27 protein-coding genes are annotated in these 23,308 nt (G+C 45.2%); 18 read left to right on the top strand and 9 right to left on the bottom strand.

Annotated features, from left to right (window positions below):
* Nucleotides 1–242 precede the first annotated feature (242 nt).
* The 11 genes from C7Y66_RS17160 to C7Y66_RS17110 all read left to right on the top strand — a co-directional run bounded on the left by C7Y66_RS17160 (nt 243) and on the right by C7Y66_RS17110 (nt 8,049).
* Nucleotides 243–761: a phycocyanin subunit beta gene (locus C7Y66_RS17160; protein ID WP_015155410.1), complete on the top strand. Its 519-nt coding sequence runs from the start codon at nt 243–245 to the stop codon at nt 759–761.
* 89 nt (nt 762–850) lie between these two features.
* Nucleotides 851–1,339, top strand: coding sequence for a phycocyanin subunit alpha (gene cpcA, locus C7Y66_RS17155; RefSeq protein WP_015155411.1), 489 nt, complete (start codon nt 851–853; stop codon nt 1,337–1,339).
* A 150-nt stretch (nt 1,340–1,489) separates the two neighbouring features.
* On the top strand, nt 1,490–2,368 hold the full coding sequence (locus C7Y66_RS17150; RefSeq protein ID WP_015155412.1) for a phycobilisome linker polypeptide: 879 nt from the start codon (nt 1,490–1,492) through the stop codon (nt 2,366–2,368).
* An 89-nt stretch (nt 2,369–2,457) separates the two neighbouring features.
* Nucleotides 2,458–2,781, top strand: coding sequence for a phycobilisome linker polypeptide (locus C7Y66_RS17145; RefSeq protein ID WP_106546525.1), 324 nt, complete (start codon nt 2,458–2,460; stop codon nt 2,779–2,781).
* Between the two features lie 57 nt (nt 2,782–2,838).
* Nucleotides 2,839–3,078, top strand: coding sequence for a phycobilisome linker polypeptide (locus tag C7Y66_RS17140; RefSeq protein WP_106546524.1), 240 nt, complete (start codon nt 2,839–2,841; stop codon nt 3,076–3,078).
* A 16-nt stretch (nt 3,079–3,094) separates the two neighbouring features.
* Nucleotides 3,095–3,913: a HEAT repeat domain-containing protein gene (locus C7Y66_RS17135; RefSeq protein ID WP_106546523.1), complete on the top strand. Its 819-nt coding sequence runs from the start codon at nt 3,095–3,097 to the stop codon at nt 3,911–3,913.
* Between the two features lie 54 nt (nt 3,914–3,967).
* Complete coding sequence (locus C7Y66_RS17130; protein WP_106546522.1) at nt 3,968–4,606, top strand: HEAT repeat domain-containing protein; 639 nt, start codon at nt 3,968–3,970, stop codon at nt 4,604–4,606.
* Nucleotides 4,607–4,690: 84 nt separating this feature from the next.
* Nucleotides 4,691–5,530: a phycobilisome rod-core linker polypeptide gene (locus tag C7Y66_RS17125; RefSeq protein ID WP_106218285.1), complete on the top strand. Its 840-nt coding sequence runs from the start codon at nt 4,691–4,693 to the stop codon at nt 5,528–5,530.
* Nucleotides 5,531–5,622: 92 nt separating this feature from the next.
* Nucleotides 5,623–6,366 (top strand): phycobilisome rod-core linker polypeptide, encoded by a 744-nt coding sequence (locus C7Y66_RS17120; RefSeq protein WP_106167415.1) that lies wholly within the window; start codon nt 5,623–5,625, stop codon nt 6,364–6,366.
* Nucleotides 6,367–6,586: 220 nt separating this feature from the next.
* Nucleotides 6,587–7,348 carry a phycobilisome rod-core linker polypeptide gene (locus C7Y66_RS17115; RefSeq protein WP_015155419.1) on the top strand — a complete coding sequence of 254 codons (762 nt, stop codon included), beginning with the start codon at nt 6,587–6,589 and terminating at the stop codon, nt 7,346–7,348.
* Between the two features lie 227 nt (nt 7,349–7,575).
* Entirely contained in the window at nt 7,576–8,049 is a 474-nt protein-coding gene (locus C7Y66_RS17110) for a hypothetical protein (RefSeq protein WP_106546521.1), read from the top strand.
* 113 nt (nt 8,050–8,162) lie between these two features.
* Here C7Y66_RS17110 and C7Y66_RS17105 read toward each other — a convergent pair whose 3' ends face one another.
* Nucleotides 8,163–9,035: an NAD(P)-dependent oxidoreductase gene (locus C7Y66_RS17105; protein ID WP_106546520.1), complete on the bottom strand. Its 873-nt coding sequence runs from the start codon at nt 9,033–9,035 to the stop codon at nt 8,163–8,165.
* Between the two features lie 291 nt (nt 9,036–9,326).
* Between C7Y66_RS17105 and rplU the strand changes: the two genes are divergently transcribed.
* The 5 genes from rplU (at nt 9,327) to C7Y66_RS17080 (ending at nt 12,033) form a co-directional block, all read left to right on the top strand.
* The gene (rplU, locus tag C7Y66_RS17100) at nt 9,327–9,734 is read left to right on the top strand and encodes a 50S ribosomal protein L21 (protein ID WP_106168163.1); all 408 of its coding nucleotides are present in this window, start codon (nt 9,327–9,329) and stop codon (nt 9,732–9,734) included.
* 96 nt (nt 9,735–9,830) lie between these two features.
* A complete protein-coding gene (rpmA, locus tag C7Y66_RS17095) occupies nt 9,831–10,118 on the top strand; it encodes a 50S ribosomal protein L27 (protein ID WP_015155423.1) in 288 nt (95 codons plus the stop codon).
* A 360-nt stretch (nt 10,119–10,478) separates the two neighbouring features.
* Nucleotides 10,479–10,739 (top strand): AbrB/MazE/SpoVT family DNA-binding domain-containing protein, encoded by a 261-nt coding sequence (locus C7Y66_RS17090; protein WP_106546519.1) that lies wholly within the window; start codon nt 10,479–10,481, stop codon nt 10,737–10,739.
* Nucleotides 10,733–11,056, top strand: a complete 324-nt coding sequence (locus C7Y66_RS17085; protein WP_199197483.1) for a type II toxin-antitoxin system PemK/MazF family toxin — start codon at nt 10,733–10,735, stop codon at nt 11,054–11,056. The genes C7Y66_RS17090 and C7Y66_RS17085 overlap by 7 nt, the downstream gene beginning before the upstream one ends.
* A 2-nt stretch (nt 11,057–11,058) precedes the next feature.
* Entirely contained in the window at nt 11,059–12,033 is a 975-nt protein-coding gene (locus tag C7Y66_RS17080; RefSeq protein ID WP_106546517.1) for an XdhC family protein, read from the top strand.
* On the opposite strand, the gene C7Y66_RS17075 is transcribed toward C7Y66_RS17080, so the two are convergent.
* A complete protein-coding gene (locus C7Y66_RS17075) occupies nt 12,026–12,988 on the bottom strand; it encodes a hypothetical protein (protein WP_106546516.1) in 963 nt (320 codons plus the stop codon). The two genes, C7Y66_RS17080 and C7Y66_RS17075, sit on opposite strands and share 8 nt — an antisense overlap.
* Before the next feature lie 194 nt (nt 12,989–13,182).
* Between C7Y66_RS17075 and C7Y66_RS17070 the strand changes: the two genes are divergently transcribed.
* Nucleotides 13,183–13,749 (top strand): hypothetical protein, encoded by a 567-nt coding sequence (locus C7Y66_RS17070; RefSeq protein ID WP_106546515.1) that lies wholly within the window; start codon nt 13,183–13,185, stop codon nt 13,747–13,749.
* 10 nt (nt 13,750–13,759) lie between these two features.
* On the opposite strand, the gene pyrR is transcribed toward C7Y66_RS17070, so the two are convergent.
* From pyrR to pilM, 7 genes are all read right to left on the bottom strand, one after another.
* Nucleotides 13,760–14,296 (bottom strand): bifunctional pyr operon transcriptional regulator/uracil phosphoribosyltransferase PyrR, encoded by a 537-nt coding sequence (gene pyrR, locus C7Y66_RS17065; RefSeq protein WP_015155429.1) that lies wholly within the window; start codon nt 14,294–14,296, stop codon nt 13,760–13,762.
* A 90-nt stretch (nt 14,297–14,386) separates the two neighbouring features.
* On the bottom strand, nt 14,387–15,673 hold the full coding sequence (locus tag C7Y66_RS17060) for an aminopeptidase P N-terminal domain-containing protein (protein WP_106546514.1): 1,287 nt from the start codon (nt 15,671–15,673) through the stop codon (nt 14,387–14,389).
* Between the two features lie 194 nt (nt 15,674–15,867).
* On the bottom strand, nt 15,868–16,371 hold the full coding sequence (locus C7Y66_RS17055) for a hypothetical protein (protein WP_015155431.1): 504 nt from the start codon (nt 16,369–16,371) through the stop codon (nt 15,868–15,870).
* Nucleotides 16,372–16,945: 574 nt separating this feature from the next.
* Nucleotides 16,946–19,123, bottom strand: a complete 2,178-nt coding sequence (locus C7Y66_RS17050) for a type IV pilus secretin family protein (RefSeq protein WP_106546513.1) — start codon at nt 19,121–19,123, stop codon at nt 16,946–16,948.
* 823 nt (nt 19,124–19,946) lie between these two features.
* Nucleotides 19,947–20,696 (bottom strand): pilus assembly protein PilO, encoded by a 750-nt coding sequence (locus C7Y66_RS17045; protein WP_106546512.1) that lies wholly within the window; start codon nt 20,694–20,696, stop codon nt 19,947–19,949.
* Nucleotides 20,693–21,484, bottom strand: a complete 792-nt coding sequence (locus C7Y66_RS17040) for a PilN domain-containing protein (protein ID WP_015155434.1) — start codon at nt 21,482–21,484, stop codon at nt 20,693–20,695. The genes C7Y66_RS17045 and C7Y66_RS17040 overlap by 4 nt, the downstream gene beginning before the upstream one ends.
* On the bottom strand, nt 21,477–22,601 hold the full coding sequence (gene pilM, locus C7Y66_RS17035) for a type IV pilus assembly protein PilM (protein WP_106546511.1): 1,125 nt from the start codon (nt 22,599–22,601) through the stop codon (nt 21,477–21,479). Before pilM ends, C7Y66_RS17040 begins: the two co-directional genes overlap by 8 nt.
* Nucleotides 22,602–22,729: 128 nt before the next feature.
* Between pilM and C7Y66_RS17030 the strand changes: the two genes are divergently transcribed.
* Nucleotides 22,730–23,308: ABC transporter substrate-binding protein (locus tag C7Y66_RS17030; protein ID WP_146149812.1), on the top strand; the 579-nt coding region annotated here is incomplete at its 3' end.

Genomic DNA, 23,308 nt, shown 5'->3' with positions numbered 1-23,308 from the left:
CAATAACAGACAGAAGCTCAGCAAAACTCAGGAAAAAAACAAGTTGGATATTTTCTCATAAAAGTAGAAGTTTTTCTCATAATTCTGACGACAACATAACAATCGTTGGTAGAGGAAATAAAAAACCAGCTTAACCGAGGATGCGGCTTGTGTTTGTTGTGATTCATTCCAAACTTGATAAAACACCGCCAATTTTAATCAAAAAACTGCGCTCAACTTTCGCAAGTAGGAGAAATTAGTTCATGTTAGACGCATTTGCAAAGGTTGTTGCTCAAGCCGACTCCAGAGGCGAGTTCCTGAGCACCGAGCAATTTGACGCTCTTTCCGGTCTAGTAAGAGATGGTAACAAGCGCCTGGATACCGTAAACCGCATCACCAGCAACGCTTCCACCATCGTCACTAACGCTGCTCGCGCTTTGTTTGAAGAGCAACCCCAGTTGATCGCTCCTGGTGGTAATGCTTACACCAACCGTCGCATGGCTGCTTGCTTGCGCGACATGGAAATCATCCTGCGCTACGTAACCTACGCTGTAATGGCAGGTGATGCAAGCGTACTCGACGATCGCTGCTTGAACGGACTGCGCGAAACCTACCAAGCTTTGGGAACTCCTGGTTCTTCCGTAGCTGTAGGCGTTCAAAAGATGAAGGAAGCTGCTGTCAAGATTGCTAACGATCCCAACGGTATCACCCAAGGCGATTGCAGCCAGTTGATGTCTGAAGTTGCTAGCTACTTCGATCGCGCTGCTGCTGCTGTTGCTTAGAAAAGTTGTTAGCGATTAGCTCTAGCTAAAAGCTGACTGCTCGTACCTGACCTAAATTAACCAACTGCAATAATAGAGATTGTCAAACAATGAAAACACCGATTACTGAAGCAATTGGCGCTGCCGATACCCAAGGTCGTTTCTTAAGCAACACCGAGCTACAAGCAATCAACGGTCGTTTCGATCGCGCTTCTGCTAGCATGGAAGCTGCTCGCGCTCTGACCAGCAAAGCTCAACAACTCGTTGACGGTGCTGCTCAAGCTGTATACAGCAAGTTTCCTTACACCACCCAAATGCAAGGACCTCAGTACGCTGCTGACTCACGCGGTAAATCCAAGTGCGCTCGCGATATCGGTCACTACCTGCGGATGGTTACCTACTGCTTAGTAGCTGGTGGTACAGGTCCAATGGATGAGTACCTAATCGCTGGTTTAGACGAAATCAACCGTTCCTTTGATTTGTCTCCTAGCTGGTACGTTGAAGCTCTCAAGCACATCAAATCCAACCACGGTCTGTCTGGACAAGCTGCTAACGAAGCTAACACCTACCTCGACTACGCTATCAACGCTCTAAGCTAGAGAGCGTCAAGCTTGCCCAGAGAGGGGTGCAAGTGCTGGATCGAGAGAACTAGCAGTTGCACCTAGCTCTGGGCATTGTTTTTCGCATTTGTCAGAAAACCAATAGTCAGCAAACCCACTTTAAGATTAGTTGCTTCGGGAGAGCGGTGTATGAGCGTTTTACCAGCAGATATTTTAGCAGCAGCAGGACGGCTGGGGATTTCTGCATTTGATGCCTCATCCAGAGTCGAACTACGACCAGATTGGACAGAGGACGAATTGCAATCGGTCATCCGAGCCGTGTATCGTCAAGTTTTAGGTAACGATTACGTGATGAAGGCAGAACGCCTGACTTCAGCTGAATCTTTACTACGGCAAGGAAACTTTACTGTCAAAGATTTTGTCCGCGCTGTTGCCAAATCAGATTTATACAAAAACAAGTTTTTCTATCCCAATTCCAACCAACGCTTTGTCGAACTCAATTTTAAGCATTTGTTGGGTCGCCCTCCTTACGATGAGGCAGAACTAGCCTATCATACAGAGCTTTGCGAAGATGTGGGCTACGATGCCGAGATCGATTCTTATCTAGATAGCGTTGAATACGACAACAACTTCGGTAACAACGTCGTACCGTACTATCGTGGATTTTCCGTCGAACCAGGATCGAGAACAGTAGGCTTTAGCCGCATGTTCCGGCTCTATCGCGGTTACGCTACAAGCGATCGCGGTTCGATTGGAGGCAAATCCCCCCGCCTCATGGGAGAAATCGGTCGCAACCAATCTTCGACCATCGTTCAACCGTCTAGCGGTACGCGCTGGAATTTTGGTGCGGCGATTCCTAAAGATTCAGCTCCCAAAAAAGCGATCGGCGGGACACAAGAAGAAAGCGGACGAGTCTACCGGATCGAAGTCACGGGACTATTGCAACCAGGTTATCCCAAAGTGCGCCGGAGCAGCACTGCGATCATGGTTCCCTACGAGCGGTTATCGCAGAAGCTACAGGAAATCACCAAAAAGGGTGGCAGAATCGTCAGCGTGAATCCAGCTTAGCAGTCATTTGTCATTCGTCATTTGTTCCAATCAATGACAAATGACAAATCACAAACCACACATTTAATCATTGCAGCGCCTCTTAAACTATGTTTGGTCAAACCTCACTTGGCAGTGGTAGGCTCAGTAACGCCGAAAATCGCATATTTCGCTATGAAGTTGAGGGGATGCGTCAGACTTACGAATCTGACCAATTGAGCTATCCCATTCGCAGTAGTGGCAGTTTTGTGGTTACGGTTCCCTACAACCGCATGAACGAAGAAATGCAGCGAATTCACCGCATGGGTGGCAGAATCGTGAGCATTGCACCCGTAACTTTTGATGGCGACGGTAAGGCGAAAAGCGATGCGACCGCAGCTCATCAAAATGTCAAAGCCGAAGGCAAAAGCAAGGCGACAAAAGCCGATAAATAAAGATCGGAGATCTGCACTTAACTTAATAGCTAACGGTTACAGGAGATATAGAAGCTAATGTTCGGTCAAACAACTGTTGGTGCAAACGGAGTTTCCTCCGCCTCTAGCCGGATGTTTCGTTATGAAGTCGTAGGCTTACGGCAGAACGACGAAACCGACAAAAATAACTACGAGATCCGTCACAGCGGTAGCGTATTCGTCACCGTTCCTTACAGCCGGATGAACGAAGAAATGCAGCGGATTACTCGCTTGGGTGGCAAAATCGTCAAGATCGAACCACTATCGACTGTGAAGTAGGCATAGGTTTGACGCAATGGAGTCTAGTGCGGAAGAACTAGAGGTAGGAGCAACGGGATTAACGGTGGAACAAGCGATCGCCAACCTGCGATCGCCAGATCTGAGCTTGCGTTATTACGCAGCTTGGTGGTTGGGCAAATTTCGCGTCCGAGAACCAGCCGCCGTTGATGCTTTGATCGCTGCCCTAGAAGATGAAGCCGACCGGACGGAATTAGGCGGTTATCCCCTGCGCCGTAATGCAGCAAGAGCCTTGGGTAAGCTGAGCGATCGGCGAGCAGTCCCAGGGCTTATTTGCTGTTTGGACTGCGACGATTTCTACGTCAGAGAAGCCGCAGCCCAATCTTTAGCCATGTTAGGCGATCCATCTGCTATCCCCGCTTTAGTGAAACTGTTGGATGGCGGCGTTGATGCTGCCGTTGACGTACCAGGTAGACCCCATCTGACTCAGCCCTACGATAGCGTTCTCGAAGCTTTGGGAGCGCTACAAGCCAAATCAGCCATCCCTCTGATTCAGCCATTTACAGAGCATCCGAGTCCCAAAATCCAATATGCGGCACTGCGGGCAATGTACCAGTTGACTCAAGAAGATAGCTACGGACAGCGCTTAGTAGCTGGGTTGAACAGCGACGACCTAAAATTGCGGCGGGTCGTTTTATCAGATCTAGGGGCAATTGGTTACATCGGTGCAGCTAACGCGATCGCCTCCTGTAGGGCGGAAAATAGCTTCAAACTCCTCTCCCTCAAAGGACTCCTAGAGTCGCAACTGCAAACCCAGCCTACCCAACTTTCCGATTCAGCCATCCATTTGATGAGTCTGATGGATTCCTTATTGTAAAGGCATGAGGTGTAAAGAATCTAGCCACTAGCCACTAGCCACTAGCCACTAGCAATGACTAACTCGACCCAAAACCTCATCCAAGCCGTAGCTCGGGCAGATTCGTCCGAAAGCTTGGTGGCGGCGGTGCGATCGCTGGCAGCAGCAAAAGATGAGGCGGGGATTGCAACTTTAATTGCCGTACTGGGTTACAACAACCCAGTTGCCGCAGTAGCAGCGGTAGAGGGGTTAACGCAATTGGGTGCGAAAGCAGTAAAGCCATTAATTGATAAATTGGATGGCTATAACTACGGGGCGCGGGCTTATAGCATTCGCGCTATAGCTGCGATCGCCGACCCTCTTGCTTTAGAAGTATTGGCGACAGCAGCAGCGACGGATTTTGCTCCCAGCGTCCGCAGGGCAGCGGCTAAGGGTTTGGGTAATCTGCATTGGCAGAATATTGCCACTCCCGCCGATCGCGCCGCAGCACAGCATCAAGCCCTGGAAACCTTACTCTCAGTCTCTCAAGACTCCGACTGGTCGATTCGTTACGCGGCTGTGGTGGGCTTGCATGGTTTGCTACAACTATCAGACCTGCAAGCAAAAATTCAGCCTCATTTAATCCAAATTATTGAGTCCGATCCCGATTCAGCAGTCCGCGCCCGCGCCCAACTCGCACTCGGCGTTTCCGCAGATCGGTACGGGCGGGTTTAACCGCAGAATTATTTGTTCTAGTACAGCTTGCTTAAAAAAACCCGCCCCTACGACAACCAACAACTGTCAACTGATAACTGAAAAATGTCAATACCATTACTTGAAGTCAAACCCTCCAGCCAAAATCAGCGGGTTGAGGGTTACGAAGTTCCTAGCGAAGATACGCCGATTGGCTATCGCTTCACAGATACTTCCTCGGCATCGGATATCGATGAAATTATCTGGGCGGGTTATCGCCAAATCTTCAGCGAACACCTGATTATTGAAAGCTATCGCCAGCCTTTCCTCGAATCTCAACTCCGCAACCGCGCTATTACCGTGCGGGATTTTATTCGCGGTTTGGGTAAATCGGATGTCTACCGCGAATTAGTTGGAGAAACCAATTCTAACTATCGCTTAGTGGATATCTCCTTTAAGCGGTTTTTGGGACGCGCTACCTATAACCAAAAAGAGCAAATTGCTTGGTCGATTGTCATCGCCACCAAAGGTTTGAACGGCTTTATCGATGCGATCGTCGATAGCGAAGAGTACCGCGAAAACTTCGGCAACGACATCGTACCCTATCAACGTCGTCGTTATAAAGGTCGTCCCTTTAACTTGGTAAACCCACGTTATAACGGCGACTGGCGCGATCGCGAAAGTATCCGCAACTTGCAAGGTCGTGGCTTCTACAGCGCCCGCAAGACTGGCGATGTTACTAAAGAAGTGGTACGTCGGGCAATTCCCTCTAACTTCTTGGCAATGGCTGGTAGTATTTTGACCCCAGAAGTCAACTATCAACGATCGCGCGATCGGGTTCTCTCTCAAATCTCAACAATGGAGATCCCCGATACAACACGCAAAGACACATTGCCCCAAACTACGATCAAACCTACCAAAGTCGCTTTACCCTACGACTACATTCCCTCCGATCCGAGGAATTAAAAAGGGTAATGGGTAATAGGTAATGGGTGAAAACAAATAATTACCAATTACCAATTACCAACTACCAACTACCAACTACCAAATTATCCTTTATGTCAATACCTCTACTCGAATACAAACCCAGTTCGCAAAATCAGCGGGTGGCTGGTTACGAAGTTCCCAGTGAAGATACTCCTTGGATTTATCGCTTGGAAGATTGTATCGACCCCAGCGATAATCAAGAATTGATTTGGGCTGCGTATCGCCAAGTTTTTAGCGAACACGAAATTCTCAAGTTCTATCGCCAAGAACAGCTAGAATCTCAACTGAAGAATCGCGCTATCACCGTGCGGGACTTTATTCGCGGTTTAGCTAAGTCAGAATCGTTCCGCCGCTTGGTGGTAGAAACAAACTCGAACTATCGACTCGTAGATATTGCCCTAAAGCGGTTGCTAGGACGTGCATCTTACAACAAAGACGAAGAAATTGCTTGGTCGATTAAAATTGCTACCCTTGGCTGGGGTGGTTTTGTCGATGCACTAATTGATAGCGAAGAGTACCAGCAGAATTTTGGCGATACTACCGTACCCTACCAGCGGCGACGGTTCAAAGATAGACCGTTTAACTTGGTAACACCACGTTACGCCGACTACTGGCGCGATAAAGAGGAAACCGAACGCTATAAATCTGGTGCGATTAGCAACTTCTTTGATATGGCGCGATCGCTGAATATTAGAACCGTAACACCCCAGCCAGTTAGCACGGCTAATATTAGCATTCCTGATACGTCACGGAAGGAAAAATCAGCAACGCCAGTTTCAATCAATCCCTCAGCAAGTTTTCCCGTGCGGCTGTAATTTTGCAAGTTTAATAGTAGGAAAATCTAACAGCCACAGATTGACTTACTCACGAACCAACATTCTGCCTACCCTACGTGGGATAATAAGCTAGAAAGCTCTATATATATAGGCTTTGCTTGTTTCAAAAACTTTCCAATTCATGGAAAGCGATCGATAAATTCAGTTTGAATTTATCTGTTTTCATTTTGTGCGATTAACCTAGACGGGAGAATCCCTCATGGCACTGCCGTTACTCGATTACAAACCAACTACGCAAAATCACAGAGTTCGCAGCTTCGGCATTGCGGATCAAAACGAAGACACTCCATACATCTATCGTGTGGAAGATGCTAACTCTCCAGCAGAGATTCAAGAGTTAATTTGGGCTGCTTACCGTCAGGTATTTAGCGAACACGAAACTCTTAGAATCAACCGCCAAACTCAACTAGAATCGCAGTTGAAGAATCGTGCAATTACCGTGCGCGACTTCATTCGCGGCTTAGCTAAGTCGGAAAGATTCTACGAAATGGTAGTTTCAGTTAATAATAACTATCGGCTTGTAGATATTTGCCTCAAGCGTTTCTTAGGTCGTTCTTCTTACAACAAAGAAGAACAAATTGCTTGGTCAATTGTCATCGGTACGAAAGGATTCTACGGTTTAGTAGATGCCTTGCTAGACAGCGATGAATACACCGATGCATTTGGGGATTACATCGTTCCTTTCCAGCGCAAGCGGATGGAAGGTAGACCCTTCAATCTCGTTACCCCTCGTTACGGTGACGATTTCCGCGAAACTGCTGGTACAGTCAAAACAGACTGGCGCTTTACCCTGGATCAGTTCTACAGCCGCAAGTCGAAAGAACGACAACTACGGGAAGGCGATCCTCGCAAGTATGCTGATATGGCAGCATCGATTAATAACAAAGGTAATTACGCTCAGCGCGTTTCTGCCTTTGACCTTGACTATCTAAGTCTAGTACCATCCCGTGGTAGAAAATAGAGTTGATTAAATTTCAGCTTTATTTTTGATTTAATTCACTGGGTCTAGTTTCCACGCTGATTCGACTTATAACTAACGGTTTTGCTGTAAGTGATGAGTTGAGTCAAGTGGCGATTAGATCCAGTAATTTTTTGTCCTCGATCTTTAGTCATCTGTCATTGGTAAGATATTTTATAGTCAGCTTGCATGTCTGGGCGGGTAAAGATGCCCAATCCAGAAGAGTGAGAATGGAGAACCATTTTACAATTGAAGAAAGAATTCAGTTTCTAATTAGTAAGTTGCGCAAGCAAGTTAAGCCAATACACAGAGATAATGCTTTGCGATTATCGGCTGATGCCTTGGAACAAGTTGAAACGATCGCCGATATTGCTACTAAAGCACATTACTTAAACGAATTGGCGATCGCGTGTATAGAAATAAAATTAGCAGATAAGTGTTTGGAAATTTTAGATCGAGCCTTAGAAACTACTCAAGCAATTCCCACTCGAACTACAAAAGTAACTAAACTTATTAAAATAGGTAGTATGTATGTCAAGCTCGGTATAGAAGATCGAGGATTAGATCTATTAGATCGAGCTTTACAACTTGCCAAAACGTTAGAAGACGTTGACGAGCGAGATTATGCTTTAAGCGATTTAGTCTCTGCTTGCGAAGACATTGGATACAATACTTTAGCAATTTCGATTGCTAAGTTAGTATAGCAGTTCTAAATGATTTGTAAAGTAGGCTTCTAGCCTGCTCCACGTTCATGAATCAAATAGGATTGCTTATAGAAGATAAATAACAAGCTGGTGCGATCGCAAACGGAACAAACTTACCCTCGCAACATCTCTAGTTCTTCTCTTACAGAAAGCGGCTGATATCCCAAATGAAAAGCCTTAGAACTATCTAAAGAAACATCAGCAGGTCGAGGTGCAGCCATTTTTACATCTTGCTGACGACACGATTTTAACCCAGTTGCAGGAAGTTGAAACACTTCTACCAATAACCGACCAAAATCATAACGCGATAGCCGCTCTTTTCCACCCAAATGAATCATACCTTGAACCTGCTTCTCTAACACCATCAACAACCCTTTAGCCGCCGTCGTACCGCTAGCAGGAGTACGAAATTCATCTGTAAATAATGCTAATTCTTTCCCATCTTTTAGAGTTTGCATAAAAGGCTGTATAAAACTAGTAGCTGTTGGCGTTGCCATACCAAACATTAAAGGCATTCGGCAAATTGTTGCTAGAGGATAGCGTGCTAAAATTCCCTCTTCAGCTTGAACTTTTTGTTCTCCATAAGCATTCACAGGAGATACCGGATCTGTTTCCCGATAAGGCGCATTTAAACCGTCAAAAACTAAGTCAGTAGAAGTAAAAATAAAGGGGATGCCAAAATCTGCACACAATCCAGCAATATTTAAAGAAGTCGTAACATTGATCGCGTATGACTCTTCTGCATGAGTTTGGCAATAATTGGGACTTGATTGCGCCGCAGTATGGATTGTAGCTGAAGGTTGAATTTGTTGAAACAGATGCTTGAGTGCTTGAAAATCCCGTAAATCGATTTTAAGCATCGTCACGCCTGGAATTTCTATTTCATGGGAAAAGTACGTACTATATACATCCCATTGCTGTTTTGCCAACTGACATAAATGCCAACCTAAAAAACCACTTGCGCCAGTAACTAAAAGTTTTTTCATGCGATCGCTTTATGATAACTAGCGGATGTTACCCCTTTTTTCAGGGGGTTAGGAGATCGAAAATCTGCGCTACTCACGAAAAGAGCCGAATCGGTTGGATATTTCAGTAGGACGTATGGATGTTAAGTTGTTATCAGATGAGCAATTTTATTGACTATCACGACTATCTAAACATATAATTAGAGATTGTCTGTCTAATTCTGGCTCGGATCAGGTAGACCGAAAACAAAAGCTGAACTGTTCTCAAATCTGAGCAATCAGCTACCTGTACGGCACAATCCTTATAATCTCATGACCTACGCAATTATTGAAACCGGTGGTAAGCAGCTGAGGGTAGAACCAGGGCGTTTTTATGATATCGAACTCCTGGCAACCGAACCTGATGCAACAGTGACTATTGAAAAAGTTTTGTTGGTGCAGCACGATGGCAATGTTACCGTCGGGCAACCGTTAATTAACGGAGCAACCGTAGAAGGAACGGTGGTGCGCCACCTGCGGGGACGTAAAGTCTTGGTGTACAAGATGAAACCCAAGAAAAAGACGCGCAAAAAGCGGGGACATCGGCAAGAAATCACCAGACTGATGATTGACTCGATTAACCTCAATGGTTCCAAGTTGACAGCTCAAGCAGCGGCTACGACTGAGACTTCAGCCAGTCAAGCACCTGCTGAAACCACAGAGGAAACTGCATCAGAATAGAATAAGGGCGCGATCGCTACATTCTTAAATCTTGGGTAGATCGCGCTTGGCTCGCAATAATGAAGTAGAGATAGAAACAATAGTGCAGAGGACACAATGGCTCATAAGAAAGGAACAGGTAGTACTCGCAACGGTCGCGACTCTAATGCTCAACGGTTAGGTGTTAAGCGTTTCGGCGGTCAAGTCGTGCGGGCAGGTAATATTTTGGTACGGCAACGGGGAACGAAGTTTCACCCTGGTAACAATGTTGGCATCGGTAGCGATGATACATTGTTTGCCCTGATTGATGGCGTGGTGACATTTGAAAGAAAGGGTAAAAGCCGCAAGAAGGTGAGCGTATATGCTCCTGCAACTGCGGCTGAACCCGCAGCAGCTACGGCGTAGAAATATTAGGGGCGAATCGAATTCGCTTCTACACAGGCAAAGTCTGCCAAGCGGACTAAGAGTTATTAAGGCTACTGGCTACGTGCAGTAGCCTTATTTAGTAGCAATGTGTTTCAGCTCAAGTTGACCAAAACAATTCAAAATTCAAAATTCAAAATTCAAAATTCAAAATTTAAGAGAGTACAGTCGAGAACAGCCATCAACGATTGAGCGTGGTTTTCGGTCAGTAGCGTCTACAAGCTCAAACGCGACCGTAATGCGTGAATTTTGAATTCATAATGCGCGAATTCCAAGGGAGGGGTTGACTGCCTACTTTTTTGGTGTTTACAATGTAATTACAATATAAGCATACTCAAAATTATGGGTACGGGTATCAGAACTCGCATTATCAGAATTGGTAATTCTCAAGGCATCCGCATTCCTAAACCACTATTGGAGCAAAGTGGTATTGATACAGAAGTAGAGATTGAAGTTCAAGACGAGTGCTTAATTGTGCGTGCAGCATCGCGATCGCGTATCGGCTGGGATAAAGCATTTGCTGCAATGGCAGAACAAAAAGATGATGTTTTACTTGATGATGTCAATATAACAGAGTGGGATCGGACTGAGTGGAAATGGTAGTTAAGCGTTTTGATGTGTTTCTGATTAACCTCGATCCCACGGTTGGTAGTGAAATTCAAAAAACAAGACCCTGCGTCATCGTCTCACCAAATGAAATGAATCAGTACATTGCCACTGTTATCGTTGCGCCGATGACAACAAAAGGTCAGCCGTATCCTACAAGGATCGCTTGCCAGTTTCAAGGTAAAGATGGGCAGATCGTTTTAGACCAAATTCGCACTGTTGATAAAACTCGATTGGTCAAAAAACTCGGTCAAATCAATTCCAACGAACAAAAAGCTGTTTTGGATATCCTCGCCGAAATGTTTGCAGAGTAAAAATGACTATCAATTGCTACCAACAACTCGCTCAAGCATTAGAAAAAGGAGCAGTCGTACTAGCAACCGCGATCGCCATTCAAGGCTCGGTTCCCAGAGAAGTAGGAGCCAAGATGATTATCTGTGCTGACGGGCGTATCTACAATACCATCGGTGGGGGTGCGGGAGAGGCAAAAGTCATTCGTCAAGCCATGATAGTGCTGGAAACAGGCGAAAAGCAATTGGTAGAGATCGATTTAACTGGCGCACCCCAACGGCAAACTCAAGGAATTTGCGGCGGAATCATGCAAATCTGGTTGGAAAGGTGGTCGGGTCAAGAGGCGATCGCCCTTGTCGATCGAATTCTCGATTTACTCCAGTCGGGGCAGACAGCTACTCTCGTCACTCCTTTTACCCTTGACAAATTGCCATATTTATTATCAGAAAATACTTTAATTGCCACCGAAGAAGCTTTTATTGAAACTCTACAACCGCCACCAACTTTATTAATTGTCGGAGCGGGACACGTAGGAGAACAATTAGCAAAAGTCGCTCATACAATTGGATTTCAAGTTATTATTCAAGACGATCGCCCCCAGTGGGCAAATAGAGAACGCTATTCCCAAGCAACCGCAATTTTTAACCAAGCGATCGCCTCAGTTGTGGCACAATTAGCAACTCATACGCAACTTTATGCAGCACTGGTAACGCGGGGTTTTCAGTACGATTTAGCAGCTTTAAAAGTTTTGTTAGCTCGAAATCCTGAGTGTCAATATATTGGTACGATCGGCAGTGAAAAGCGGGTACGTCAGGTGATTCAAGCGCTAGAAACAGAGGGTATGGCTGCAAATAAACTGCGATCGCTTTACGCCCCGATAGGTTTAGATATTGGGGCGCTGACACCAGAAGAAATTGCTGTAAGTATCTGCGCTGAATTAATTTTAGTGCGTCGAGGTGGTACGGGTCGCCCTTTATCGCAGCGCGATCGAGCTATTTAGACTGAATATTCAGTTTCATGGTCATTTTTGCATCTATATTTGCCTCTGCTTGTCCAGCTTGCTGAATAACTAACTGACTATAAGAGTGCATCATTAGATTAGAACGAATAGGTATTACTTGGTTCAGAGCAGCCATCATTTGCCCCTCGCCTTGAGAATCTAAAGATTTTAAGGTCATCTTATTTCCATTTGGCATTCCTGGGCGATTGAGCAAGGCTCGATCGTTAACACGTTGTTTCACCCAAACGTTGAAAGTAGCAATCCCATTTTTCAGGTTTACCAATTGATATGTAGCTGTTTGTGCTACTTTTGCACCTCTTAGTTGAGGGAAAGTAATAACTCGCCACTTAGCACCAATGCCAATAGGTTCTTTTGGTACGGGAGAGGATATTTGGTCGAGAGAACCTGAAAGTTGTTCTGTAACCTGCTTCATGCTTGGATCTAGTCCCTTGGGAATGACTAGCTGAGCTGATTTCGTGTATCCTCGATTATCGACAATAACAGAGCCGCCCATCCCCATCATTTTTTTCAATTGCGATCGCGTTGCCTCTAATGTCTGTGGTGGTAGAGTTGCAGCATTAGCAACATTGACATTAGAGTAAGAAAATTTATAATGAATGTCACCGTTGGCATCAATTTGAGTAACTAGCGTGTCCATAGTAATGACCGTTGCAGGTAGAGCAAATTTAGGGGCGGCTCGACCTGCTACAGACATTTCTATATCCATATTCATCGTCATAGTAGATGTTTGTTTTGCATTCACCTGGGGACGAAAGCGTAGTTCTTGCCGTGGTTCATTTCCTACTTCTAGTAGTTCGACTTGAGGCTGTGCCGTAGCAGCTGCTATTTGAGTTTTTGCTTGTTGCTTAACTAGGGATAGGGTTTCTGCATTTACCGTTAATCCCGAAGCAGTAACTAGACAACAAATAGAACTGTATAATAATAGTTTTTTCATATGTTTTTGGTTAATTGGTAATTGGCGAGCGTGTGTCAAGCACCACTCTCTACAAAAACATATGCTTTATGAAGATATATTTTCAACAGTGAAAATACAGATTTAAATATCTGGTATTCTCACGGAAGCAAATTTAGCGCGATCGCACGGATTATCGAAATAATTACCGTTTGCGTATCTATGGTTTTCTATTTATGAAAAAGAACTCTATTACTTGGTTTCCCGCTACAGGTGCTTGGATGAGTGCCATTCTACTAACACTGTTGATGGGAGTCGTCACGCTAATTATTAAACAAACTAGCATTCCCTTGATTCGATTCATTGGAGAACATTTATCGACTAAGATGAGTTGGTGTTTATCTGTTTTATCTCTGCTTGCACCAATTCTGATTATTGCCTTCATTCATCATTGGCTCCACCTCTTATTAGACCGCTTTTTCCCCGATACTCAATCTACTACATCAGAGGAGAACGATAGCTTTTTTCCTGGTTTAATGAGTTGGTGGGAAGGGCTATTTGCTTGGTTGGCGATCGCAGTATCTACAATCTTGGCTATAGCAATTATTATTGCAATATTTCCCTACGATTCTTCGGAAAACTCTCTAATTAAATACTTATTGATGTTGTCTGCTTGGGACGATCCAAAACATTTATTTTCAGCACCAGTTATCGGGCGGACTATTATCGCCGCTTACCTATATCATTTTGAATATCTCGTTCGCTGTCGCGTCCAGGCTGAAGTCACCTCCAGCCGTTGGTAATGCCATTGGTCTAATTTCCAATTAACTCTACCGCATCTCTACCATCCAAATCTTGCAAAAATACCTTGACTTGTTCGTCTTTTGCCGTGGGTAGCTGTTTGCCGATAAAATCTGGATGAATTGGCAATTCACGATGACCGCGATCGACAAGTACCGCTAACCAAATCGATTCTGGTCTACCATACTCGTTCACAGCATTGAGGGCGGCGCGGATCGTCCGCCCTTTGTAAATGACATCATCTACTAATAAGACTATTTTGCCAGTTAGATCTAGCGGAATGTCACTCTTAGCTGGTGTTCGTACACCAATTTTATCTAAATCGTCCCGATAGAAAGTAATATCTAACGCCCCCACATGAACAGAAACACCTTCTAGCATTTCAATTTGGCTGGCTAAGATTTGCGCCAAAGGAACGCCTTTAGTGTGGATGCCTAAAATCACCAACTGGGAAAGGTCGCGACACCTTTCTACAATTTGAGAAGCAAGGCGGTTAACCGTTCGCCGGAGTTCATCGGCTGAGAGTATCTCAACAACTTTTGGAGACATATGGGGGACAAGGGAGACAAGGAGGACAAGGGAGACAAGGAAGCAACCACCAATTACCACTGATAACTGGTCACTGGTCACTGGTCACTGTTATTTGGGTACTCCTGCGGTTAAGATTTCGTGTCCGGTTTCGGTGACGAGGACATCATCTTCAATCCGAATGCCGATTCCTTCCCAGCGCGGATCGATCGCGGGTTGTCCTTCGGCGGGTTGAGTCTGCGGTACAATGTAAAGTCCTGGTTCTACTGTCAGTACTTGTCCTGGTTGTAAAATTTGAGGGGAGTCACCGTGTTGATAAACACCGACATCGTGAACGTCTAACCCTAGCCAATGTCCGGTACGGTGCATGTAGAAGGGTTTGTATTTTTCTTCTTTAATTAAATCGTCAATTTGCCCTTGCAGGATGCCGAGTTCGACTAGACCTTCGGTGAGGACGCGGACGGCGGTATCGTGAAAGGCGCTGTAGGGATTGCCTGGTTGAACTTGGGCGATCGCTTGTTTTTGTGCTTCTAGTACAATGTCGTACAAGGCTTGCTGTTCGCCTGTAAACTTGCCATTCACGGGAAAGGTACGAGTAATATCGGAGTTGTAATAACCGTAGGCGCAGGCTGCATCAATTAATAGTAAGTCACCATCCTGCATCTGGCGCGTATTTTCGATGTAGTGCAGGATGCAAGCATTGTCTCCCGAAGCCACAATTGAAGGGTAGGCTACACCCGTCCCACCCCGCAAGCGAAAGATGCGTTCCATTTCCGCTTGAATTTCATATTCGTAACGTCCTGGGCTGGCGATTTCTTGGGCGTAATTGTGTGCCTCAACAGAAATAGCAGCAGCTTGTCGCATCAATTCTAATTCTGCTTGACTTTTTACTAGTCTCATGCTGTGCAAAATTACCCCAGCATCTTCAATTGCGATTGGTCCCGTACCGCGTTTGGGATAAGTTGCCATGAGGCGCTGCCAGTGGTGCAGGACTTTTTCGTTGAAATTGCGATCGCGTCCCAGACGATAATAGATCTTGTCTGCTTTTTCTAAATACTGCGGCAGCTTTTCATCAAGTTCGGTAATCGGATAAGCTTCGTCTGCCCCATAGATTTCTTTTGCCCCTTCTACACCGCAACGATAGCCCGTCCAGACTTCTTTTTCTCTTTCTTTGGGGCGGACAAATAAAATAAAGCGATGTTCGGTGTGGTGAGGTGCTAAGACAGCCACGGCTTCTGGTTCGTCAAACCCTGTCAAATAAAAGAAGTCGCTATCTTGGCGAAAGTTATATTCTACATCGTTATGCATGACTGCCATTGGCGCACTGCGAAAAATTGCCGTGCCGTTGCCAATCTTAGCCATCAACTGTTCGCGACGCTGGCTGTACTCTGCTTGCATAGCTGCTCGATCTGTAGGCTTTATGTGTATTGTAGATGGAACAGCTATTTTCAGTTATCAGGGAGCAGGGAGCAGGGACTTCTGACTTCTGACTTCTATACGGGCGGGTTTACCAATTGTCTTTGACTCTGACCAGTATTTCTGGTGAACCCGCCCCTACAATTTTTGACTTTTAACTTTTGACTTTTGACTTACTAGCCAGCATATCCCTGAATGTTTTCTGGTTCAAACGATCGCAGTATCCGTGTTGCTTGTCGGGTTAGTTCTTCTGTACCTTCTATGACAATTAGATACTTGCCTGCGTTCAGGCGGTTGCGATATGGTAATGCGTCGCCACTACCTACAGATAAACCTACGCCTCCACCGACGAAATACGCGCCTAATCCGCCGGAAACTGCGCCTAAGACACCTGCAATTAGATGGTTGCCGATCGCGCCTATTGCAGGGATAATTTCAATACCCGTGAGTAAGTTGAAGAGATAGCCTGCGGCAAAGCCAAAGGGTACGAGCCAGGTTACGAGTCTACTTGCTCCTTTACGGGCTTGTTCGTTGGGGTTGATGAAACCGAATTCGTCTGCACTTTTGTAGCCTTGACCTAAGATGTTAATTTGAGCTTTGGGTAGTCCTTCTTTTTCAAGTGCTGTATAGGCTGCTTCTGCTTGGATGCGGTTTGGTAAGACTGCTACTAGATAATTCATGGTTTTAAAGAAAATGTCACGCAAAGACGAGCCAGTGCGTTGCGGGGGTGGCGCTATCGCGGACTTCGTCGCCCCCCGTTGAGCAACTGGCGTGCAAAGGCGCAAAGGGTTGCCTTAGATTTTTGTAGGGATTGGGAAGGTTTTTAAGAGAGAATGTGCTAGTGAAAGTCAATAATAGGTTGGAGAAGTAGCATAATTGCACCTACAATTACAAAGGACAGAGTTGTCCAAAAAAAGATTCTCATATTGTTTTCCTAATTTATTTAGATATTATCTAGCTGAACAAATATAAATAGAGATGACATCTTTCTATAGAGCCACTTCCGAAATGTATGTGTCAGACTTTAGATAGAAGCGATCGCTATTTTCAACGATCGATGATAGTTATAAAAAATAATAAAAAAGATGCGAAATTTCGCATCCTACAGGAAATTTAACTTAGCATAACTTTCAGCGATCGCTACACTAACGCTGATTCCATTGCACCCTTTTCGATCTATTGCCCCCCTTTTTAAGGGGGGTTGGGGGGATCTTCCGTGCCGAAGTTTGAAATCAATGGTAAATCTTTAGCGATCTATCGACTACTATTAGGTGCTTGAACTTTGCGATTTTGGCTGCGTTCTAACATTTGACGCGCATCAGGACTGGGATTATAGTTATATCCCATAGATGACGATCGCTCTGAATCGTCAATAATTTGAGGAGTTAGCAACACGATAACTTCTTGACGCTGATTCTGTTTATTAGTGCTTCTAAACAATGCGCCAATAATAGGAATATCACCAAGGATGGGAACTTTGCTAACGTTGGTTCGGTCTGATTCCTGAATAATACCTGATAGGATTAAAGTTTGATTGTCTCGCAGGCGAATTAGACCAGAGGTAAGCGATCTGTCGTTAATCAAAGCAATTTCATCGCCTTGGGGCGTTGTAGCTGTTCCTTGTACCGCTTTTACTGTAGGAGCTACAGATAGGGCAACAAAACCATTGTCATCTACTCGTTCGATCTTAATTCCAACAGTCAAACCTACTCGTTCTTTTTGAATCGTCGTGCTATCTTGAGGGATAGTTGTTGTACCCCCAGTAATGGTTCTGGTAACGTTGCCTACCACTTCTTGTGTCAAGTTGACAGTAGCCTGCTGCCCCTCTTGAACGATCAGAGTAGGATCGGTCAAAACTTTGGCATTGCCACTAACGATTTGAGCTTGTAAGCGAGATAGAAACTGTTTGGCAAACCCAGGCTGGAGTGCTAAACCTCGTTCGGATGGAGGGTTTCTCGTACCGAAATTGATAATTCCACTGCCGCGATCGTTTTGTAAGAAAGTGTCACCCAGCCCAAACGAAAAGCTAGTATTAATGTCCTCAGTTGCTAAGAGGTTAATATCAGCAATCTTGACGTTAATTGCAACCTGACGACGGCGAGAGTCGAGTTGGATTAATTGAGCGCTAGCCACCTGAACTTGCTTGGGAGAACCAATCAGCGTGACGGAGTTCGTCCGCTCGTCACCGACGACTTCTAATCCCCGTAGTAGGGGTGTAGAGTCTTGAAAATCGATCCGTTGGGTTTCAATCCGCGTCTCTGTACTCGTTTGGGTTTGGGTTGCGGGAGCTTGTCCGCCACCTACAGGTACGGCTTGAACGCTGGTGATCGTGCGTTCGCGGCTGACGGCACTTTCTGCACCCATCGCGACTAAAAAGTTAAGTGCTACGCCTACCGTGACTTGATTTAGCCTGTAGCTGCGCGTGACTAAATTACGAGCATCGTTAGGCAGTCTGGGACCGACAAAAATCGTGCGTCCTTCCCGATTGGCTTGCAAGCCTGTAATCCGCAAGACATGATTGAAAACATCTTGTACGGACTCGTCTTGAATATCTAGAGTGACTCTGGGTCCCTCAGCCCCCCCTGCTCCAGGCGCAGTCGGAGCTGGTTGACCTTGTTGCCCTTGAGGTGTGGCTGTCGTGTAAGCTAAGTTGAGACCAGCAGCACGGGCGAGTAAGGAGAGGACTTCGCGCACGGGAGCATCCCGCAAGACTAGGCGCGGTACTCGTTCTTGGCTGCCAAGATCGATCAGAGCTGGAGAAGCATCGGTGTTGGAAATTGCCATATCTCCCACGGGTGGGGCAACCGCTCTCGGTAAGAATGGCGGTTGGGCTTGATTTCCGCGCATTGCTGAGGGTGGTACTGGCTTTCCGTCAACTGTAATTTCTGGATTGGGAAAAACGGGTTTTTGAACTGTTACCGATTGCCCCGGTTTAAATGTCGTACTAGATGTTGGAGTGGGATTTGCTTGGGCAATTCTTTCTGGTGTAGAGCTAACGCTAAACGTTACACCTTGACCATTACGTTGCATTTGACCGCTGGGAGCATTGGTAGTACCAGTGACCATCAGCCGGATGCTATTAGAGTCGAGTCGGGTAACAACTACTGAATCAATGCCTGAAGCTGGCTTGGTTTGACGGAAATCTTGTCCTTCGGGTAAGTTCAACTGAGCGTTACTAATATCTGCAACTAGAGTTTTACCCTGCTGGCTGGTTAAGACTTGGGGACGAGCCGTGGTGGAGGTCTCCAAAACCACATTTAAGCCGTTATTTGTTGGATCTAGCTTGACTCCTGTTACCTTTGCAGGTTTTGCCCATACTGGCGGCGCTGCAACGAGTGCGACTGCTACCCCGATAAATAGTATGTTACTACCTTGAAGCTGTTTCACAGTTCTGTTTCTACTTTGAGTAAAGTTTAGGTATTCTACGCGCATTGCAGGCGATCGCCTTAAATTTGAAAGCTAGTAAACGCAAATTCGCCTGACAATTTACAGAAATAGATTGAGTTATAACAGTTATCAGTTATCGATTTCATTCCTTAGATGAAAAAACTATTTTTTCAGAACTGGAAAGCGCTTTTGTAGGATAAATTCCTGACTATGCACTTGATAACTGTTTGCTGAATTAAGGAGATAATTTCACCTGAAAAACTCCACAAGCAAGCTAACTTTATTTCGGCATTTTTCCCAAGCGAATTTTTACTTATAAATCCTTGTCTTCATCTTGGCATTATCTCTAATCTCAGTAAATGTACGGTAATTTTGTTACATAATGATATCTCCAAATTAGATAATTATATTGCGATCGCAACCTCATATTTTAGCTCCAATGCCACATAGCGATCGCAATACTTGTATGGGACGGATTTAGTAGCGTGTCTCGAATTTATACGAGATTTCACTAGAAAATCCACCCCTATTAACAATTCAAAATTATATAGCAAGCCTAAATCATTCATGAATCATAGATGATTTAGCTTTGGTGGGCAACGCCCACCCCTACATCTCGATTAGTGATGCAAAGATCTTGGAAGATCCCCCAACCCCCTTAAAAAGGGGGCTTAAGTTCCCCCCTTTTTAAGGGGGGTTAGGGGGGATCTTTTCTTAACCGAAAAGTATTGTTGCCCACCCTACTCACTTTGACGACTTGATTGCAACATCTATAAGGGCGGGTTTATCAATGTCTTCAGTTAAATTCAGCGATTTTTGATAAACACGCCCCTACAAACTGACCGCTATTTAATTCCAAATTCCGAATTTATTTCTTTGCTTCGGCTGCCTTAGCCGCTGCCGCTGCCGCTGCTGCTGCTTCCTCTGGAGATACGGGAATCAGTGCCTGTAATTTAAAGGAAGTATCGATATTTGGCGCACCGCCAGCACGTTTTCCATCCTTATCGGTAGCAGCTACCATTGTCGATTGATAGTCTCTCACGATTAATAATGGTTGCAATCGTTCAATACTTCGGAAAATCTCTTGAGTTTGGTCAAATGTTCCAGAGATATTAATATCAACTATTCGACGTTTGAGTTTGCCATTGACATCAGAACCAAGCGAACCGTCAGCGATCGTTTCGGCTGATTGATTGGCGGGAGTAAATTTTTTCAATTTAGCAGTAGCGTTTTGCTTGCCATTAACCGACTGTACGAGTCGATTGAGATCTATGAGTAAAGTATCGAGCGTACTTTCATTAGCAAATAAAGTTAAAACATCTGCTTTTTGCTGTTTTGCTTTCGCTAATTCTGTTTCTACTTGCTGCTTCTGCGCCATGCTAGCGGATTTTTGCTGCACCAAGTTTTGCTTTTCATTTTGTTTTGCTGTTAGCTCGTCATGCTTTTGCATTGCTGGCGTGACGAACGAAGTAAACAAGTAACCTCCTAAACCAAGACCAACAACTGCTAGCAGCGCGCCGCTAATCGTTGGAGTTAGAGTCACGCCAAAAACAGTAGGATAGGACGGTGCAGCCTCAAAATCTTCTTCTACAGAAATAAATTCTTCACTAATAGTCATGGTTGAATGACTCCTTTTTGTTGCAGGGTGCGAATCCGAGTCACCAGTCCTAATGTCCCTTTACGCTCTAACTCTTGGAGCAGATCGGCGGCTGGGACATTACTTAAGTTAGATTGAATTGTATATCTCACAAGTGACGGTGGTTTTACGGCTGATTTTTCATTCGATGCCGCAGCCTCGGCTAGTTCTGCTGAAATAATTCGCGTGTCAGTCGCTTGGAAGAATGCTGACTGTTTCAAGGTTAATAGGAAATCGTTCACGTCGCTAAACGATCGCGCTTTGCCAGTAATTTCAATTCCACCCGCTGGGTTTGCAGATGGTGGTGGAGCTGCATTACCCGCTGCCGCAGGCGGTGGCGCTGCGCCAGATGAGGCGATCGCCGGAATTTGCTTGATCGATTCAATTTGCACTGCTCTGGGAATGCGATCGCGCAAGTCTTGTAGCATTGCCGACCAAGGGCGAATTTGGTTGAAAACAGTAGCTAATGCTTTCGTATCCGTTTGCAATGTGCTAGTTTCAGCCTGAATTTTTTTCAATTCTTCTTCTTGCAAGCCCAAGCGGTTTAACTCTGCGTCTAACGCCGCTAGTTTGTTTTCCATCTGGGTGTTTTGCGTTTGTAACAATAACCACCAAGCCCCAACCACCACTGGAATCACCGCCGCTACAGCCGCTCCGACAAATAGAGGTGTTTGACCGACCGCTGACATCCGCGTTTTGCTTCCACCAGTCGCAAACCCTGACTTCTGGGGGGCGCGGTCTTTGAGAAAATTGACATCTAAACTATACATTGCCCCATGCACCTCTGAGTCCTAAACCGATCGCCGTTCCCAATCCCGGTCTTTGCATTGGAGTAATTTTCTCCTCGTCTACATCTAAAGACAGTGCTGCTACTGGATCGATTGGCGCTGTGGGAATGTTTAACTTTTGTTGGAAAAATTCACTCAAGTTGCCCAAACCACCGCCAGGTCCGCACAAAAGAACCTGTACCATTTCCAAATTCTCACTTTGACTGAGGTAAAAATCAATCGAGCGACGCAATTCGTCTGCTAATTCGGCTAAAACCCGCATCACTGCCAAAGTGCCAGAATCTACATCTGGCATGTCTTCTGGTTCGTCATCATCATCTCCACTAGTCAGTGGCAGATTGAATGACTCCAACATTTGAGTATCCCTAGATGCAGGTAAATTCATCGAGCGCAGGAGAGCGCTCTGCATTTGATACGTCCCAATCGGAATAGTACGGGAAAATTGCGGCACTCCATCAACAATAATGGCAATTTCTGTATTATCAAATTGAACATCGACCAGCGCTACGCCTTCATTCGAGCTATATGCCCGTAATTGCTCTCGAATCGTGCGAATTAAGGCAAAACTGTTAATTTCTATGACATTAACTTTTAACCCTGCATGTTGGAAGGTATCCATATAGGTATCTGTAACTTGCTTGCGAGTTGCCACCAGCAATACTTGTACCTTCTCAATTCCATCTTCATCAACGAAGTAGCCTAGCTTTTGATAGTCAACATCAGCTTCTTCGCGCGGGTAGGGTAAGTACAAACCAGCTTCATGATTCAGTACCATTTCCCTTAGTTCTTGGTCATTTAGCTCTGCTGGCAAAGGAATTAGCCGCACGATCGACTCTCGCCCAGGCACGGCTGTCGCTACCCATTGGGCTTTGATTTTAGTGTCAGTTAGTGCCTTTTGAATTAATTCTGCCAGGGCTGGAGGGTCAGCAATTTGACCATCTTGAAACAGCCCTTCTGGAACCGGGGTAGAGGAAAAAGCTGTCAGTTTGTAACCCTGTCGCTGCTTTTTCAGTTGAGCTATATTAATTCGTTCAGGAGCTAGTTCAATGCCAACTCCACATCCACGCTTTGTCAGTAAACTTTTGAGACGGTCAATCACTGTTTTACTACTTGTCTATGAAGTAAAGAATTAGTCTAGCTGAAAGACTTGATACTCATTACAGCTACTCAATTTAACCTAGAATCACCAAGCTTGTTCAATGAATACATACGATCTTAAAAATGTCAATGACCAAAAGACTTGTAAATAGATTACAACCATCGAAGTTAATAATTCTTACCTTATTAGGTTTTGTTCTGAGTTGGGTAGTCAGTTGCGGTAGTGGGAACGTCGCTACTCAAGCACCTCAATCTAACTCTAACAGCCAAGAAATTGAGTTTTGGACGATGCAGTTGCAACCAGAATTCACCGATTTTTTCAACCAGAAGATTCAAACTTTTGAAAAAGAAAATCCTGGGATGAAAGTCAACTGGGTAGACGTACCTTGGTCGGCAATGGAGAGCAAAGTTTTAACATCCGTCGCAGCAAAAACAGCTCCAGATGTCGTTAACTTAAATCCAGATTTTGCTTCTGTGTTAGCTGGTCGCAATGCTTGGCTGACATTGGATAATAAAATTTCGCCCAAGGTACGTTCCACCTATTTACCTAACATTTGGCAAGCAAGTACGCTCGACGGCAAAAGTTTCGGCATTCCCTGGTATCTCACCACGCGAGTTACGATTTATAACAGCGATTTACTCAAACAAGCGGAGGTTGCCAAGCCGCCAGCAACTTATGCAGAACTAGCACAGGTGGCGAAGCAAGTT

The organism is Chroococcidiopsis sp. CCALA 051, assembly GCF_003015105.1.
GTDB classification, from domain to species: domain Bacteria; phylum Cyanobacteriota; class Cyanobacteriia; order Cyanobacteriales; family Chroococcidiopsidaceae; genus Chroococcidiopsis; species Chroococcidiopsis thermalis.
The sequence above is the reverse complement of the archived record's forward strand: the minus strand, read 5'-3'. Positions and strand labels throughout refer to the sequence as shown.